This window comes from Nocardioides renjunii, from assembly GCF_034661175.1.
In the GTDB taxonomy this organism is placed as follows: Bacteria; Actinomycetota; Actinomycetes; order Propionibacteriales; family Nocardioidaceae; genus Nocardioides; species Nocardioides renjunii.
Map to the genome: position 1 here is coordinate 4,087,189 of NZ_CP141058.1, position 15,399 is coordinate 4,102,587.

The following is a 15,399-nucleotide window of genomic DNA, read 5'->3' on the forward strand; positions in this document are numbered from 1 at the left end:
GTGAGGCTGGGGGGCATGAGCACCCCAGCCATCCACGCCTCCGGGCTCCGCAAGGCCTTCCGCTCGACCGACGGCACCCCCGTGGTGGCAGTCGACGACGTCGACCTGACGGTGCGGCCGGGCGAGATCGTGGCGTTCCTCGGCCCCAACGGCGCCGGCAAGACCACCACCGTCGACATGCTGCTCGGCCTCACCCGGCCCGACGCCGGGACCCTCGAGGTCTACGGCATGGCGCCGGCGCAGGCGGTCCGGCGGGGCCTCGTGTCGGCCGTCATGCAGACCGGCGGACTGCTCAACGACTTCACCGTCGAGGAGACCGTGCGGGCCATCGCCGCGCTGCACGGCCGCTCCGACCGGGTGGCGGTCGTGCTCGAGCGGGCCCGGCTCACCGACCTGGCCGCGCGCCGCGTGGAGGCCTGCTCCGGCGGCGAGCAGCAGCGGCTCAAGTTCGCGCTCGCGCTGGTGCCGGACCCGGACCTGGTGATCCTCGACGAGCCCACCACGGGCATGGACGTCGGCGCCCGCCAGGAGTTCTGGGGCGCGATGCGAGCAGACGCCGCCCGCGGCCGCACGATCGTCTTCGCCACCCACTACCTCGTCGAGGCCGACGAGTTCGCCCAGCGGACGGTCCTGATGAACCACGGCCGGGTCGTCCACGACGCCGCGACCGCCGACGTGCGGGCGGCGTACGGCGGGCGCACCCTCACCTTCCGACCACCCGCCCACGCGGTCGGGGGCGACGGCATCGACCCCGCCTGGCTCGCCGACGTACGACGCGCGCTGGCGCCGCTCGGCGTCACCGACCTCGAGGTCTCGGCCGCCAGCCTGGAAGCCGCGTTCCTCGCGCTGACCGCCGAGGACGACGCGACGACCGCCGAGCTGGTCGGAGCGGCCCGATGACCGCCACCGTCCTCGCGGGGGACGACACCCGCGACCGCGCCACGCGACCGCTGCCCCGGCCGGCCATGGCCGTCTACGCCCGCCTCGACCTGCGGCGGCAGCTGCGCGACCGGATCGGGATGTTCTTCATCGTGGTGCTGCCCGCCTTCATGTACCTCGTCTTCGGCCTCGGCTCCGACGACCCGGTCGGCACCGGCAACGTCGCGATGTACGTCATGGTGTCGATGGCGGCGTACGGCGCCGTCACCGCCACCACCAACGTGGCCGGCAGCGCCGCGACCGAGCAGCTGATGGGCTGGGGGCGCCAGCTCGGGCTGACCCCCATGCGACCACTGGCCTTCCTCGCGGCCAAGGCCGCCATCGCGATGGTGGTGGCCCTCGTGCCGATCACCGCGATCTACGCCATCGGCGCCGCGACCGGCGCGCGCGGCGACTGGTCGGACTGGCTGCTGTCCGGTGCGCTCGTGTGGCTCGGGTCGGCGCTCTTCGCGGTCTACGGCCTCGCCATCTGCCTGGTCTTCCGCGGGCCGAACGCCCCGGGCATCGCGTCGGGGATGATCGTGGTGATGGCCTTCCTCGGCAACGTCTTCGCCCCGATGAGCGGCCTGCTGCTCGAGGTCGGGCGGCTCACCCCGCTCTACGGCTACGCCGCCCTGGCCCGCTACCCGCTGTCCGAGGGGACGCTGCCGCTCGGTGGGAGCGACCCCCTGTGGCTGCCGGTCGCTAACGTGCTCGCGTGGACCGTCATCTTCTCCCTGCTCGCCCTGTGGGGCGTACGACGGAGCCGGGCGCGCACGTGACGACGGAGGCGCTGCCGGTCAACCCCTGGGAGAAGTGGGGGTGGGCGTTCGCGTCCATCTGGCTGGTCTTCCTCGTCTTCCCGATCACCGCCGCCGTCGAGTCCGACGTCCCCCTCGCCGGCAAGGTGGCCGCCCTGCTCTGCATCGCGGGCTTCGCGGTGGCCAACGTGCTGGGCTACTCCCAGCGCTGCAGCACCTGGCTGGCGCTGGGCGTCATGCTCGCCCTCGCCCTCGCCACGCTGCCGGTCATCGGGATCGGCGTCATCTCCTTCACGCCCTACCTCGCCATCCTCTCGGCCCTCGAGCTGCCGAGCCCGGCGTGGAAGTGGGCGGTCGCGCTGTGGGCGGCGTTCCCCGTGCTGTCGCTGATGGACATCGACGGCTTCCCGACGTTCTTCTTCCTCATGCTCTGGCCGATCATGGTCGGCGGCGTGATGCTCCGCATCTTCGGCGAGCGCGAGGAGCTCGCCCACGAGGCACGCGGCGAGCACGCCCTCGTCGCCGAGCGGGAGCGCGTCGCCCGCGACGTCCACGACGTCCTCGGGCACTCCCTCACCGCGTTGTCGGTCAAGGCCGAGCTCGCCGCCCGCCTGATCGACCTCGACCCCGACCGGGCCAAGCAGGAGCTCGAGTCGATCCAGACCACGGCGCGGCAGGCGCTCGCCGAGGTCCGCGCGACCGTCGGCGGGCTGCGGGCCGGCAACCTCGAGGCCGAGCTGGCCGCGGCGCCGCGCGTCCTGGCCGACGCGGGGGTGACGACGCAGGTCGTCGGCGCCGTCGCCGACACCGACCCGCGGCATCGCGCACTGCTCGCCTGGGTGCTGCGCGAGTCGGTCACCAACGTCGTGCGCCACGCGCGGGCCGGGTCGGTCGTCATCGAGCTCGGCGCCCGCGGCATGAGCGTCACCGACGACGGCGCGGGGTGCGCCGGCGCGGAGGGCAACGGCCTGCGCGGGATGCGGGAGCGCGTCGCCGGCGTGGGCGGCACCCTCAGCGTCACCGCGACCACCCCCGGGACCCGGGTCGAGGTGGGTCTGCCGTGATCAGGCTGCTGCTCGCCGACGACCAGGCCCTCGTGCGCGGCGCCCTGGCCGCGCTGCTCGACCTCGAGACCGACCTGGAGGTCGTGGCGCAGGTCGGACGCGGCGACGAGGTCGTCGAGGCCGCGCGGACCTCCGCGGCCGACGTCTGCCTGCTCGACATCGAGATGCCGGGCCTCAACGGCATCGACGCCGCGGCCGCCGTACGCCGTGACCTGCCCGGCGTGCGGTCCCTCATCGTCACCACCTTCGGGCGGCCGGGCTACGTCCGCCGCGCCATCGAGGCCGGGGCCTCCGGCTTCGTCGTCAAGGACACGCCCGCCCGGCAGCTCGCCGACGCCGTGCGCCGGGTGCACTCCGGGCTCCGGGTCGTCGACCCGGACCTCGCGGCCGAGTCGCTGATCGACGGGCCGAGCCCGCTCACCGGGCGCGAGCGCGAGCTGCTCACGTACGCCCTCGACGGCTCACCCGTGGCGGCGATCGCCGCGCGGGTGCACCTCTCGGAGGGCACGGTGCGCAACCATCTCTCCGCCGCGATCGGCAAGACCGGCGCCACCACGCGCAGCGAGGCTGCCCGGATCGCCCAGGACCGCGGCTGGCTGTGAGCGACCGGCTCCGAACCGGCCCCTGGCCCGCAGGCACGGTCGCTCCACGTAGCGGAACGAGAGCGCGGGGACCAGGAAGGTGAGCAGGAGCTTGACCGGCATCTGCGCGGGACCCGGGACCGGGGTCGCGGCGATGATCGCGACGACGGGCAGGTTCCAGAGGTAGATGCCGTAGGACCGCTCGCCCACCCACGTCAGCGGGCGCAGCGACGCCAGCCGGTGCAGCGGCGTCGATCGGCCGTCCACCAGTCCCGCGACGAGGACCGCGGCAGCGAGGGCCACCGCGGTGGACCCCCCGAAGCGGAAGTAGAACGGCTCGCCGAGGTGCGCCGGGAGGACGGCGAAGACCGGGAACACCAGCGCCGCCACGACGAGGAGCCCTGTGGGGACGCGCAGCGCCCGCCGGGCGAGGAGGAAGGCGATAAGGGCGCCGATGAGCAGCTGCTCGGCGCGGGTGTCGGGCGCGTAGGCGATGCGCTGCGCGCTCCAGTCGGTGCCGGCCCCGACCGCGAGCCGGTAGCCGACGGCGACGAGGACGACCGCGCCCATGATCGCCACCCGGTGCCGGCGCAGCGCGAACGTGGTGAGCGCCAGCGGCCAGACGAGGTAGAAGTACTCCTCGACCGAGAGCGACCAGGTGTGGAGCATCCAGCCGAGGTCGGTGCCGGCCGCGGCGAGGGCCGACGACGTGTAGGTGACGGCCGCGAGGGCACCCAGCAGGGACGCCGACCTGTCCGTGACGGGGAGCAGCGCGAACAGGGGCGCCGCCACCGCGCAGCACAGCAGCAGGGCGGGCAGGAGCCGCAGCGCGCGGCGTACGAAGAAGGCGCGCAGGTCGACCCGCCCGCTCGCCCCGAGCTCCACGAGGAGCAGCCGGGTGATCAGGAAGCCGCTCAGGACGAAGAACAGGTCGACGCCGACGTAGCCCCCGGGAAGCCGGTCCGACATCGCGTGGAACGCCACGATCGCCAGGACGGCCACGCCGCGGACCCCGTCGAGCGGAGCCTGCCGTGCGGTCATGGGCCAGTCTTGTCAGCCCGCGGGGACGTCGGCGCCGTTCCTTACCAGACGTACCCAAATCACGGGCAGGCCCGGTCAGAGGTCGCGGCGCTCCTCGACGTGGGTGGTGCGCGAGCGCTGGTTGTTCATGACGAGCGCCAGCACGAGCGCGAGGACGCCCGCGACCACCAGGATCCAGCCGACGGTGGTGGGGTCGACGACCTCCTGCACCGAGTCGGGGAACTCCTTGATGGCGAAGAGGAGGATCAGGCCGATGACGAGCAGCAAGATGCCGATTCCGATACCCATGACGACTCCTTCGTGGGGTGCGCGACCGTCACCGCAGCGTAGGGCAGGGGCCCCGCCGCGGCGGGACCGTGCCCGCCACGTCCTAGTCTCTGCAGCATGACCGATCAGGAGCGCCTGGCCTCGCTCGTCGCCGTGTGGTGGGAGGCTGTCGACTCCTTCACCCGGCTGCTCGAGCACGTCGGCGAGGACCAGTGGGCCACGCCGACCGACCTGCCCGGCTGGGACGTGCACGCCGTCGCGGCGCACACCGCCCACCTCGAGGCGCTCCTCGCGGGGCGCGACCACGACGAGGTCGAGATCGGCGAGGCGCCGCACGCGCACGGCTCCATGGGCCGCTTCACCGAGCAGGGGGTGGCCGCGCGCCGCTCCCACGACCCGGACGCGTTGATCACCGAGATCCGCGAGTCGACGACCGCCCGCCACACCCAGCTCCTCGCGGACCCGCCGACCGACGCCTCGGCGCCGGCGCCCGGTGCCTTCGGCGCGATCGGCTGGACCACGGGCCTGCTGCTGCGCAACCGCCCGCTCGACGTGTGGATGCACGAGCAGGACGTCCGCCGCGCCCTGGACCTGCCCGGCAACCTCGACTCGGCGCCGGCGCGGCACGCGACCGACTACCTCATGGAGAGCCTCCCCTACGTCGTCGCCAAGCGCGCCGGGGCGCCGGCGGGCAGCGCCGTACGGCTCCTGGTCGTCGGGCACGACCCGGTGACCGTGGTGGTGGGCGACGACGGCCGGGGGCGTGCGGCCGGCGCGGACGAGACGCACGCGGCGCCGACCGCGACGCTGGCGATGGACCAGGAGACCTTCGTCGTCCTGGCCGGCGGTCGCCGACCGGCCGCACCCGGCCGCGTGGAGGTCACGGGGGACCGCGCGCTCGGCGAGCGGGTGCTCGCCTCGATGCGGGTGACGCCGTGAGCGCGGGCTGGACCCCGGCCGACGTGGGCGACCAGACCGGTCGCAGCGCCCTGGTCACCGGGCCGACGCTGGGCGGGCTGGGCTTCCACACCGCGCTCGGGCTGGCGCGCCACGGTGCCCGCGTGACGCTCGCGGGACGTACGCCGGCCAAGCTCGACGCCGCGGCCGAGGCGATCACCGCCGAGGTGCCGGGCGCCGCCCTCGACACCCTCCTGGTCGACCTGTCCGACCTCGAGTCGGTCCGTGCCGCCGGCCGCGACGCCGCCCGGCTGGGACCGATCCACATCCTCGTCAACAACGCCGGCATCATGGCCAGCCCCTACCGCCGCACCCCGGACGGGCTGGAGTCGCAGATGGCGACCAACCACTTCGGCCCCTTCCTCCTCACCGGCCTGCTCCTCGACCAGCTCACCGCTTCCGGCGACGGCCGCGTCGTCACCCTCTCCTCGCAGATGCACCGCCTCGCCCGGTCGGCTCCCCTGGCTGACCCCCACGCGCGCCGGCGCCACAGCCGGTGGCGCGTCTACGCCCAGACCAAGCTCGCCAACCTGCTCTTCACCTTCGAGCTCGACCGGCGCCTGCGTCGGGCTGCGCTGCCGGTCACCGCACTGGCCGCGCATCCGGTCTCGCCGGCACCCACCTCGCCGTCAACGGCCAGCTCGGCACCACGCAGGGGCGACGCGCCGCCATCCTCGACGCCGCGGTCAAGGCGGTCTCGCAGTCGGCCGAGGCCGGCGCGTGGCCGACCCTCATGGCCGCCACCGCCGACCTGCCGGGAGGGACCTACGTCGGCCCCGGCGGTCCCGGGCAGGCCAGCGGCCCGCCGCAGGTCGTCGACACCACGGCGCTGGCGCGCGACGAGATGGCCCAGCGCCGGCTGTGGGAGACGAGCGAGGAGACCGTCGGCCTGGCCTGGCCGGCGCGCGGCTAGCGGCGGTCGCGCACGCGGACCAGGCCGGCCATGGTGCCGAGCCAGGCCGACCCCTCGGATCCGACCAGGACCTCGGAGCCGTTGCTGCCGGCGAGCAGCCCGGTGCCGGTGCGCACGCTCCACATGCTGCGGCCCGACTCGGCGTCGACGGCGGTGAGGTACCACGCGCTCACCCCGGCGAGGGAGGGCCGCTTGGTCCAGGCGTAGAGCAGCCCGGTGGGCCAGCTGGCCGTCGCGCCCGAGCTCGGCGAGACGGCGTCGCTCGTCCACCGCAGCGCGCAGCCGTCGGCCGCCAGGTCGACGCGGGCGAGGCCGGGGCTGCCGGTGAACCCGAGCAGCGTGCTGCGGGGCGAGGACCAGCCGTGGTTGTTGGCGACGACGACGCCGCTCGCCAGCGGGGCCAGCGTGCTGTCGGTGGCGCCGCCCCCCTCCTCGAAGACCGGCTGGCGGCACAGCGTCCGGCCGTCGTCGCGCGCGAGGAACAGCACGCCGAGCCGGTCCTCGGCTGTGTCGGTGATCGCGACCGCGCCGCCCGGTCCGGCGGCGCCGACCGGGACCGGCGCGGAGCCGCTCGAGCCGTCGTACGCCGTGCGCCACACGGGCTGCGGCGTGCCGTCCGGGCCGGCGGCCAACCGGTGCAGCGCGGCGTCGGTGACGACGTAGACGCCGCCCGCCTCGTCGACGGCGATGTCGCGGCGCACCTCCTCGCCGAGGTCGGTCACGGCGACCCGTCCGGTGTCGGCGGCGATGGTGCCGACGAGGCCACGCCGGGATACCCACCACAACCGGCCCGACCAGTCCGGGGCCAGCGCGACCAGGCAGTCGCGGTCGGGCACGTAGGGCCGGAGGTCCCAGGTGGTGGGCTCCCCGAGCCCCGGCTCGCCCTCCTCCGTCCGGGTCGGGACCGCCAGCACCCGGCGGTCGGCGGTCGCGACGACGGCCCGGTCGGCGGCGTCGAGGTAGAAGGCGTCCTCCCCGCACGCCGACCCGTCGCTCCGCGCGGGCAGCTCGCGCGTCCCGGTCGGCCGCAGCGTCTCGGGGTCCACCAGCCGCAGGTTGCTGCCCGACCGGGTCGAGCACAGCGCCACGAGGGCGTCGGTGGAGGCGACCTCGAGGCGCCCGCAGCGCTCGAGCCCCAGCCACGCGGTCTCGACCTCCGGCTGGAGGCCGAGCGGCCCGGGGCGCTGGAGCGGGCTGCCGGCGGCGCGGTGCGGGTGGGACGGGGTCTCGGCGACGACCGGGCGCGGCATGGCCGGACGACCGACGTACGACGGTCCCGCCCAGGCGCCCGGTGCCGGCGGGACCGGCAGCCGGCCGTCGGGCACGGCCACGACGACGCCCCCGAGGACGACCACCGCACCCGTCACCCAGGCGGTGGTCCGGCGGTCGAGGAAGGTCCGGTCCTGCACCCACCAGCGGACCCGCGGCACGCAGAGCGTCGCGGCCGCGGCGACCAGCACGACCGGCCCCCAGGCCATCCAGAGCAGGAGCAGCACACCGACCAGCCAGACCACCGGGCGACTCTAGGTGAGCGCGCCGCCCGGCCCGGGGAGGCGCCCCGGCGGCTCTCAGTCGCTGGCGGCGCGAGGCCTCGGGGCCGTGATGGTGACGTCGGCGAACGTCCCGTGCCCCTCGCCGTGGCGCAGGAAGATGCGCGCCCGACGTGGTGCCGGGACGCGGTGCGTCGGGGCGTCGTGGAGCGAGATCACCTGCGCGTCGGTGCCCGAGCGGGGCTCCCGCGCGACCAGCGACCCGGTGAACTGCTCGAGGTACCTGATCCGTCCGGCGAGGTCCCCCAGGTCCCCGACCCGGTCGTCGTCCCTGTCCTTCATGGCGGACTCCTCCTCGGCACCCGGCGATCCCCCACGGACCGCCTGACGACGAGGCTAGGAGCACGCGCCGCGGGTTTCCTTTACTCGGGAGACCCTGCGGGAAGTCTTCGAGAGACGGTCCAGACCGGGCCGCCGCTCGAAGCTCCCTGCGTCAGGCGCCCCGTCAGGCGCCCGCCTGGCGGGCCCCTGTGCCCGAGTCGGCGGACGGCCGCGGACGCGGCAGCGACGGCTGGAGGCCGCCGGGCCGCACGTCGGCGCGCACGTCGTACGCGCCCTGCTCCACCGAACCGATGCGGATCATCGTCCGGCCCCTGTCACCCTGGTCGTGCTGGTGGTCATGCTCGTGCTCATCTCTCCCCCATGTGCTCCCTGTCACGATCAAGGATGCTCCCGTACCCGTCCTGATACATCCGTACATCTACGGAGGTCCAGACCAGCGGTTTCCACGGCGTCACGGGTGTGGCACGACGAGATCAGTGGTTCAGACGAGCGGTCTGCACTCAGCTCGGCGGGACGACCGGCTCCTCGGCCTTCACCTCGGACACCGAGCCGCCGAAGTACATCTGGGCCAGCTCGGGGTCGTTCAGCACGGCGGCGGCGGGACGCTGGGTGATCACCCGGCCGCTCTCCATCACGATGCCGTCGGTGGCCATCCGCATGCCGAACCGGACGTTCTGCTCGACGAGGAGGATCGTCTTGCCGCTGTCGGACAGCAGCATCACCGAGTCGTAGAGGACCTGCAACGACTTGGGGTCGAGTCCGAGCGACGGCTCGTCGAGGAGCAGCAGGACGGGGTCGAGCATGAGCGACCGGGCGAACTCCACCATCCGCCGCTGGCCGCCCGACAGGTTGCCGGCGTTGTCGGCGGACCGGTCGGCCACGATCGGGAACATGGAGGCGACCATGTCGTAGCGCTGCCGGACGAGCGCCTTGTCGCGGCGGATGATGTAGGCACCGAGCAGCACGTTCTCGCGCACCGACATCGACGGGAAGAGGGCGTTGGACTGCGGCACCTGGGAGATGCCGAGCTCGAGGATCTGGGCCGCGGACCGTGCGTGGATGGGCTCGCCGTCGAGGTGGACCTCCCCGAGCCGCGGGGTGAGCAGCCCGCTGACGGTCTTGAGGACCGTCGACTTGCCGGCGCCGTTGGGCCCGACGATGCACGCCACCGAGCCCTTGGCGACCGAGATGTCGACGCCCTGCAGCACGTCGCCGCCTCCGTAGCCGGCGACGATGCCCTGCATGCGGAGCATCGGGTGTGCCGTGCCGGTGCCGGTCATCGCCGGGCCTCCTCGATGTGGAAGTCCTCGCCGAGGTAGGCATCGATCACGGCGGGGTCGTTCTTGATCTGGTCGGCGGTGCCCGAGGCCATGGTCCTGCCCCGGCCCAGGACGTGCACCGGGTCGCACAGACCGAGCACGAAGGGCATGTTGTGCTCCACGATGAGGAACGTCTTGCCGTAGGAGTTGAGCTCGCGGATCATCTCGCCCATCCGGTCGATGAGGACCGGGTTGATGCCGCCGGCGGGCTCGTCGAGCAGGATCAGCTTGGGGTCGAGCATGAGGACCTGCGCGAGCTCGACGAGCTTCTGCTGGCCGTAGGACAGCGCCTGTGCCCGCTGGTCGCGGAAGTCGCGCATACCCACGAACTCCAGCAGCTCCTCCGCCGCGCGGGCCTCGCTGCCGCTGACGGCGATCCTGCCGAGGCCGCGGAACGAGAACTCGGCCTGCGCGGCGACGACGTTCTCCAGGACCGTCATCTCGCGGAACAGCCGGGTGATCTGGAACGTGCGGCCCAGGCCGCGGTGGGCCCGCTGCCACGAGCGCATCCCGTCGATCCGCTCGCCGTCGAGCACGATCTGGCCGCCGTCGGCGCGGATGGTGTCGTCGATGAGGTTGAACAGCGTGGTCTTGCCCGAGCCGTTGGGCCCGATGAGGCCCGTGATGGAGCCCTCGGGCACGACGAGGCTCGCGCCGTCGACGGCCTTCACCCCGCCGAAGTGCTTGACCAGCCCGGTGACCTCGAGGAGGGGGCGGTCGGGGATCTCGCTGCGGTCGACGACCTGGACCCGGTCGGTGAGCGAGGCCAGGCTGCCGCCGGTGCCGATCCGGGCGCCGACCAGTCCGGCCTTGTTGCGGGTCCGCCGCCAGCTCAGCGCCGACTCGATCGCCGGGAGGATGCCGCGCGGCAGGAAGATCACGACCAGCACCAGCAGCCCGCCGAAGAGGAACAGGCGCGCGTTGCCGCCACCGAAGCTGTTGTTGGCGATCTCGTTGAGCGGCTCGATGAGGAACGCACCGAGGACCGGGCCCCAGAGGGTGGCCTTCCCGCCGATGAGCATCGAGAGCACCAGCTGCACGCTGATGAGGATGCTGAACATGCCGCGGGGGTCGATGAAGGTCAGGTAGTAGCCGTAGATCGCGCCCGCCATGCCGACGAACACGGCGCTCGCCATGAAGGCGATGATCTTCTCGACGGGCAGGTTGATGCCGATGGTGGCGGCCTTGGTCTCGTCCTCGCGGATCGCGATGAGGCCCATGCCGAGCTTGGTGCGGCGGATCCACCACGTCATGAGGAGCTGGAGGCCGAGCACGGCCGCGAGGGCGTAGTAGAACGGCAGGTTGATGATGTCGCGGTCCCAGTCGGGCAGCGGCATGGTGAGGCCGGCGGTGCCGTTGGTGACCGAGACCCAGTTGACCGCGAACACCTGCACCAGGAAGAGGAACGCGACGGTGATGATCACGAACGCCGGTCCCGACGAGCGCAGGGAGACCAGGCCGAGCACCAGCGCGATCAGCGCCGCCACCACGCCGGCCACCGGGACCCAGAGCCAGACCGAGGTGTCGGGGTTGCGGGCGGCGAGCACCCCGATCGTGTAGCCACCGAGGCCGAGGAACGCCCCCTGGCCCAGGGAGATGTAGCCGGCGAAGCCGGAGATGATGTTGAGCCCGCTGGCGCCGATGGCGAAGACCAGCGAGAGGATGATCATGTTCTGGTAGTAGAGGTCCTCGGTCACGAGCGGGTAGACGAGGAGCGCGATCGCGGCGAGGAGCGCCACGGCGCGTCCCCACCACAGGGTCTGGGCCCACACCGGGGCGGGGGCAGGACTGCTGCTCATGCGGCGACGGCGTCCTCTCTCAGTCGGGTCCCGAGCAGGCCCTGCGGGCGGATGAGCAGGACGGCGAAGACGATGGCGTAGGGCACGGCGGTGGCCCAGGACGGCGAGACGTAGGTCGAGGTGAAGACCTCGGCGAGGCCGAAGAGGATCGCCCCGAGCACGGCGCCGTTGAGGCTGCCGAGCCCGCCGAGGACGACGATGGCCAGCAGGCGGGCGATCCACTGGTAGTGCGAGCCCGGGACGAACGGGTAGAGCACGCCGGTGATGGCCCCGCCCGCGCCCGCGGCGGCGATGCCGATGGCGAAGACGAGGGCCGCGACCGACGCCGTGCGGATGCCGACGAGCTGGGCCGAGGACGGGTTGCTCGCCGCCGCCCGGATCGCGCGGCCCAGCCAGGTGCGGGTGAGCACGATCCAGAGCACGACCAGCACGGCGACGGCGATGAGGCCGCCGAAGACCTGCGCCTTGGGCAGGAAGATCCCGCCGATGGTGAACGACTCGTCGGCGTACGACGGCCGGATGGCGGTCGAGTTGTTCCCCCAGATCTCGCCCATCGCCCCCTCCAGCACCAGCGCCAGCCCGAAGGTCAGCAGCACGGTGGAGGCCATGGGCGCCGACCGGATCGGTGAGACGACGACCTTGTAGGTCGCCCAGCCGATCGCGAACACCAGCGGGGTGGTGATCACGATGGCCAGGAGCGGGTCGATGCCCACCACGTCCCACAGCGTGTAGGTGATGAAGGACGCGAGGACCAGGAACGCCCCGTGGGCGATGTTGATCACCTTCATCACCCCGAAGATCAGGGTCAGCCCGCTGGCCGCCAGGGCGTAGACGCCGCCCAGCAGCAGCCCGAGGACCAGGCTCTGGAGGAAGACGGTCATCAGCCGGCGCCGCCCGGCGTCCAGTTCCGGGTGATCTCCGCGGTCGCGGCGTCCTCGGGGAGCACGATCTGCGGGGCGCCGTCCTGCCACTGGCCGATGAGGAAGTCGCCCTGCGGTGCGCCTGTCTCGTCCCACGACAGCGGGCCGAGGATGGTCTCCACCTCGTTCTCGTGCAGCCAGTCGGCGAGCGCCTGCTGGTCGTCGATGCTGCCGACGGCCTCGACGGCTGCCTGGAGCACCTCGGCGGCGGCGTAGGCGTCGGCGGCGTCCTCGGGGACCTCGCCTCCGCCGTACATCTCCTCGTACTTCGCGACGAACTCGGCGTTGCCGGGGGTGTCCGCGTCGGGCGAGTGGCTCACGGCGTAGAAGACGCCCTCGGTGTTGTCCTCCCCGATGCCCTCGGTGAACTGGCTGCCGAAGGACGGCGCGTTGGTCTGGAAGAACATGTCGGGCGTGAAGTCGGCCTTGAGCATGGCGCGCGTCATGCCGATGCCGTCCTCGAACTGGGCGCCGTGGACGACCAGGTCCGGGTCGGCGTTCTTCATGGCGCTGACGATCGTGTCGAAGTTCTTGGTGTCGATCGCGTAGGTCTCCTCGTAGACCGTCTCGACCCCCGCCTCCTCGAGCATGGCCTGGATGCCGGCCACGTTGGGGGCGGCGAAGGGGTCGTCGAGGGTCGGGTAGGCGGCGGTCTCGGGGATCTCGCCCTCGGGGAGCTGGGCGACCCACTCGGCGAACACCTTGCCCTGCTTGTCAGCCGTGGACTGCTGGGCGAAGAAGAGGTACTCGAAGCCGCGGTTGAACATGTCGGGCGAGCCGCCGGCCGGCTCGACGTAGAGCATCTGGTTGCGCTCGGCCACTGCGGAGGCGGGGAGGTTGAGCAGCGAGGAGAAGGTGCCGAGGAGGAGGTCCACCCGGTCCTGGCTGATCAGCGCGTTGTAGTCGGTGACGATCGTGTTCTGGTTGGACGCGTCGTCCTTGATGACGAGCTCGACCTGGCGCCCGAGCAGGCCGCCGTCGGCGTTGACCATCTCCTGCCAGACCTTGTAGCCCTGCTCGGCGGCCTGGCCCGGCTGGGAGAACTCGCCGGTCAGCGGCAGGGAGCTGCCGATGACGATCGGGTCGTCGCTGCCGCCACCTCCGCCGTCGTCGCCACCGCAGGCGGCCAGGCTGGTGACCAGGACACCGGTCACCGCCGCGGCCATGAGGCTCCGACGTCCGCCTCGGGAAGTGTGGACCATGTTTCCTCCTCGGTCGATCCGCAATCGATTGCGGCATCGTCAGTGTTGTGAACTACGCCACACGTGTCAAGGGATCCCCCGTCAAAAGTCCCGCAAGGCACACTGAGCCACGGCAACGACCGTGCCGCTGCGTCTTTCGGTACGCCGCCCCGCACCCGCGTCGTGGGGCCCGACGGCTCGGCAAGCGGCACCGCCACCCTTGCAATCGGTTGTGGCCCCTGCCAGCCTGAGCCGACCGAGAGGAGAGCGACATGGTGCTGGAACCGGTCCCGGACGACCTGCCCGCGCGCGCCGAGGTGGTGGTGGTCGGTGCCGGTCACAACTCGCTGGTCGCGGCGGCCTACCTCGCCCGCGCCGGTCTCGAGGTGCTGGTGCTGGAGGCCTCGCCCGGCATCGGCGGCAACACCCGCACCGAGGAGCTGACGCTGCCCGGGTTCGCCCACGACTCGTGCAGCAGCGCCCACGTGCTGATCCAGAACAACCCCCTCGTCCGCGACGACGAGCTGGGGCTCGTCGCCGACCAGGGGCTGCGCTACCTGACCACGGACCCGGCCGTCGTGATGCCGCAGCCGGACGGCGACGTGCTGGTGATGCGACCGGACCTGGAGGCGACGTGCGACGAGCTGGCCCGGTTCTCCTCGCGGGACGCGCGCGCGTTCGCGGAGATGGTGGCGACGTGGCGCGGCGGCCTGGGCGCGGCGCACGGCAGGTGGAGCTCCGCGCTGGCGCAGCCCGACGACGCCACCACCGCGGCGTACGTCGCGCTCCGCGCCCGCAGCGCCTGGGACGTCGTCCACGAGACCTACGAGCACCCGGTCGTGCGCTCGTTCGTGCTGTGGCTCGCGATGGCCACGATCCAGGACCCCCGTCGGCGGGGCACGGGCTTCCTGCCGTCCTCGCTGGCCGTCGGCCGGCTCGACCACGGCTGGTCCACGCCCGTCGGCGGCAGCCAGGCGCTGCCCGACGCGCTGGCCCGCGTGGTCGTCGCCCACGGCGGTCGGGTGCTCTGCTCCTCCCCCGTGGACGGCTACGTCAGCGACGGGCGCCGCATCACCGGCGTCCGCGTCGGCGGGCGGACGGTGGCCGCGGACCGCGCCGTCGTCGCCGGTGGCCACCTCGCCCGGGTGGCCGACCAGGTGGTCGGCGCGGCACCGACGCCCGACCTCGTCGAGGCGCGCGACACCTGGCGGCCGGGACTCAGCGTGCTGGCCGTCCACGCCGCCCTCCGCGGCGACCTCTCGTACGGCGACGCCGGGATCGCCAGCGCCGCGGCGGGCCTCGGCACCACCGACGGCATGGCGCGCCACCTCGACCGGTGCGCGGCGGGCGAGGTCGACGCCGACGACCCGTGGCTGCTGGTCGTCAACCAGACCGTGGTCGACCCCGGTCGGGTGGCCGGCACCGGGGGGACGTTCAAGATCCTCACGATGGCGCCGTGGCGGCGCGCCGACGGTCGCTCGTGGGCGGACACCCGCGACGAGCACGGCGCGGCGCTCGTCGAGCTCGTCCGCCGGCGGACCGGCGGCCTGGCCGACGCGGACGTCCTGTCCGTGCGGACCGAGTCACCTCCCGACGTCGCCGCCCACAACCCGCAGAACCTCGGCGGCTCCTGCCACGGCGGCGAGTTCCTCCTCGGTGACGCAGTGCTGCCGGGGTGGCCCCGCTACGACACGGGCATCGAGGGCCTCTTCCTCACCGGCTCGACCACGCACCCCGGCGGGTCGGTGTCAGGACGGCCCGGCCGCAACGCGGCACGGACCGTCCTGACCGCCCTGGGGCGGGACCCCCTCGACGTGATGGGCCCCGCCTGAGCCGACTCCCCGCG

The 15,399-nt window shown here is 73.2% G+C and carries 15 protein-coding genes and 2 pseudogenes; 8 read left to right on the forward strand and 9 right to left on the reverse strand.

Annotated elements, in window-relative coordinates; genetic code table 11:
* Positions 1-15 precede the first annotated feature (15 nt).
* From SHK17_RS19595 to SHK17_RS19610, 4 genes are read left to right on the forward strand one after another with little or no spacing between them, the layout of a single operon-like run.
* On the forward strand, positions 16-900 hold the full coding sequence (locus SHK17_RS19595) for an ABC transporter ATP-binding protein (protein WP_322920440.1): 885 nt from the start codon (positions 16-18) through the stop codon (positions 898-900).
* Positions 897-1,700, forward strand: a complete 804-nt coding sequence (locus tag SHK17_RS19600; RefSeq protein ID WP_322920441.1) for an ABC transporter permease — start codon at positions 897-899, stop codon at positions 1,698-1,700. The genes SHK17_RS19595 and SHK17_RS19600 overlap by 4 nt, the downstream gene beginning before the upstream one ends.
* The gene (locus SHK17_RS19605; protein WP_322423445.1) at positions 1,697-2,743 is read left to right on the forward strand and encodes a sensor histidine kinase; all 1,047 of its coding nucleotides are present in this window, start codon (positions 1,697-1,699) and stop codon (positions 2,741-2,743) included. The genes SHK17_RS19600 and SHK17_RS19605 overlap by 4 nt, the downstream gene beginning before the upstream one ends.
* Positions 2,740-3,345: a response regulator transcription factor gene (locus SHK17_RS19610; protein ID WP_322920442.1), complete on the forward strand. Its 606-nt coding sequence runs from the start codon at positions 2,740-2,742 to the stop codon at positions 3,343-3,345. Before SHK17_RS19605 ends, SHK17_RS19610 begins: the two co-directional genes overlap by 4 nt.
* Before the next feature lie 81 nt (positions 3,346-3,426).
* On the opposite strand, the pseudogene SHK17_RS19615 reads toward SHK17_RS19610, so the two are convergent.
* A pseudogene (locus SHK17_RS19615) lies at positions 3,427-4,365 on the reverse strand (acyltransferase family protein); the annotation flags it as partial.
* A gap of 75 nt (positions 4,366-4,440) precedes the next feature.
* Entirely contained in the window at positions 4,441-4,653 is a 213-nt protein-coding gene (locus tag SHK17_RS19620; protein ID WP_172267561.1) for a DUF6458 family protein, read from the reverse strand.
* A 96-nt stretch (positions 4,654-4,749) separates the two neighbouring features.
* On the opposite strand from SHK17_RS19620, the gene SHK17_RS19625 reads away from it, so the two are divergent.
* The 3 genes and pseudogenes from SHK17_RS19625 to SHK17_RS19635 all read left to right on the forward strand — a co-directional run bounded on the left by SHK17_RS19625 (position 4,750) and on the right by SHK17_RS19635 (position 6,502).
* Positions 4,750-5,571, forward strand: a complete 822-nt coding sequence (locus SHK17_RS19625) for a maleylpyruvate isomerase family mycothiol-dependent enzyme (RefSeq protein WP_322920443.1) — start codon at positions 4,750-4,752, stop codon at positions 5,569-5,571.
* Positions 5,572-5,594: 23 nt separating this feature from the next.
* Positions 5,595-5,969: pseudogene (locus SHK17_RS19630) on the forward strand (SDR family NAD(P)-dependent oxidoreductase); the annotation flags it as partial.
* A 353-nt stretch (positions 5,970-6,322) separates the two neighbouring features.
* A complete protein-coding gene (locus SHK17_RS19635) occupies positions 6,323-6,502 on the forward strand; it encodes a hypothetical protein (RefSeq protein WP_322922067.1) in 180 nt (59 codons plus the stop codon).
* Here SHK17_RS19635 and SHK17_RS19640 read toward each other — a convergent pair.
* The 7 genes from SHK17_RS19640 to SHK17_RS19670 form a co-directional block, all read right to left on the reverse strand.
* On the reverse strand, positions 6,499-8,016 hold the full coding sequence (locus tag SHK17_RS19640; RefSeq protein WP_322920444.1) for a hypothetical protein: 1,518 nt from the start codon (positions 8,014-8,016) through the stop codon (positions 6,499-6,501). The genes SHK17_RS19635 and SHK17_RS19640 overlap by 4 nt on opposite strands.
* A gap of 54 nt (positions 8,017-8,070) precedes the next feature.
* The gene (locus tag SHK17_RS19645) at positions 8,071-8,334 is read right to left on the reverse strand and encodes a hypothetical protein (RefSeq protein WP_322920445.1); all 264 of its coding nucleotides are present in this window, start codon (positions 8,332-8,334) and stop codon (positions 8,071-8,073) included.
* A 163-nt stretch (positions 8,335-8,497) separates the two neighbouring features.
* Entirely contained in the window at positions 8,498-8,635 is a 138-nt protein-coding gene (locus SHK17_RS19650; RefSeq protein WP_172267572.1) for a hypothetical protein, read from the reverse strand.
* Positions 8,636-8,834: 199 nt separating this feature from the next.
* Positions 8,835-9,614 (reverse strand): ABC transporter ATP-binding protein, encoded by a 780-nt coding sequence (locus tag SHK17_RS19655; RefSeq protein WP_322423450.1) that lies wholly within the window; start codon positions 9,612-9,614, stop codon positions 8,835-8,837.
* Positions 9,611-11,452 carry a branched-chain amino acid ABC transporter ATP-binding protein/permease gene (locus SHK17_RS19660; protein WP_172267576.1) on the reverse strand — a complete coding sequence of 614 codons (1,842 nt, stop codon included), beginning with the start codon at positions 11,450-11,452 and terminating at the stop codon, positions 9,611-9,613. The genes SHK17_RS19655 and SHK17_RS19660 overlap by 4 nt, the downstream gene beginning before the upstream one ends.
* Positions 11,449-12,333 carry a branched-chain amino acid ABC transporter permease gene (locus SHK17_RS19665; protein WP_172267578.1) on the reverse strand — a complete coding sequence of 295 codons (885 nt, stop codon included), beginning with the start codon at positions 12,331-12,333 and terminating at the stop codon, positions 11,449-11,451. The genes SHK17_RS19660 and SHK17_RS19665 overlap by 4 nt, the downstream gene beginning before the upstream one ends.
* Entirely contained in the window at positions 12,333-13,574 is a 1,242-nt protein-coding gene (locus tag SHK17_RS19670) for an amino acid ABC transporter substrate-binding protein (protein WP_322920446.1), read from the reverse strand. The genes SHK17_RS19665 and SHK17_RS19670 overlap by 1 nt, the downstream gene beginning before the upstream one ends.
* A gap of 251 nt (positions 13,575-13,825) precedes the next feature.
* Here SHK17_RS19670 and SHK17_RS19675 point away from each other — a divergent pair, with 251 nt between their 5' ends.
* Complete coding sequence (locus SHK17_RS19675; RefSeq protein WP_322920447.1) at positions 13,826-15,385, forward strand: phytoene desaturase family protein; 1,560 nt, start codon at positions 13,826-13,828, stop codon at positions 15,383-15,385.
* The last annotated feature ends 14 nt before the right edge of the window (positions 15,386-15,399 follow it).

Excerpts from the sequence above, each read along its gene's own strand:
- SHK17_RS19625 (WP_322920443.1), top strand. The coding sequence starts at position 4,750 with ATGACCGATCAGGAGCGCCTGGCCTCGCTCGTCGCCGTGTGGTGGGAG.
- SHK17_RS19645 (WP_322920445.1), bottom strand. The coding sequence starts at position 8,334 with ATGAAGGACAGGGACGACGACCGGGTCGGGGACCTGGGGGACCTCGCC.
- SHK17_RS19655 (WP_322423450.1), bottom strand. The coding sequence starts at position 9,614 with ATGACCGGCACCGGCACGGCACACCCGATGCTCCGCATGCAGGGCATC.
- SHK17_RS19620 (WP_172267561.1), bottom strand. The coding sequence starts at position 4,653 with ATGGGTATCGGAATCGGCATCTTGCTGCTCGTCATCGGCCTGATCCTC.
- SHK17_RS19600 (WP_322920441.1), top strand. The coding sequence starts at position 897 with ATGACCGCCACCGTCCTCGCGGGGGACGACACCCGCGACCGCGCCACG.
- SHK17_RS19670 (WP_322920446.1), bottom strand. The coding sequence starts at position 13,574 with ATGGTCCACACTTCCCGAGGCGGACGTCGGAGCCTCATGGCCGCGGCG.
- SHK17_RS19635 (WP_322922067.1), top strand. The coding sequence starts at position 6,323 with ATGGCCGCCACCGCCGACCTGCCGGGAGGGACCTACGTCGGCCCCGGC.
- SHK17_RS19665 (WP_172267578.1), bottom strand. The coding sequence starts at position 12,333 with ATGACCGTCTTCCTCCAGAGCCTGGTCCTCGGGCTGCTGCTGGGCGGC.
- SHK17_RS19675 (WP_322920447.1), top strand. The coding sequence starts at position 13,826 with ATGGTGCTGGAACCGGTCCCGGACGACCTGCCCGCGCGCGCCGAGGTG.
- SHK17_RS19650 (WP_172267572.1), bottom strand. The coding sequence starts at position 8,635 with ATGATCCGCATCGGTTCGGTGGAGCAGGGCGCGTACGACGTGCGCGCC.
- SHK17_RS19660 (WP_172267576.1), bottom strand. The coding sequence starts at position 11,452 with ATGAGCAGCAGTCCTGCCCCCGCCCCGGTGTGGGCCCAGACCCTGTGG.
- SHK17_RS19595 (WP_322920440.1), top strand. The coding sequence starts at position 16 with ATGAGCACCCCAGCCATCCACGCCTCCGGGCTCCGCAAGGCCTTCCGC.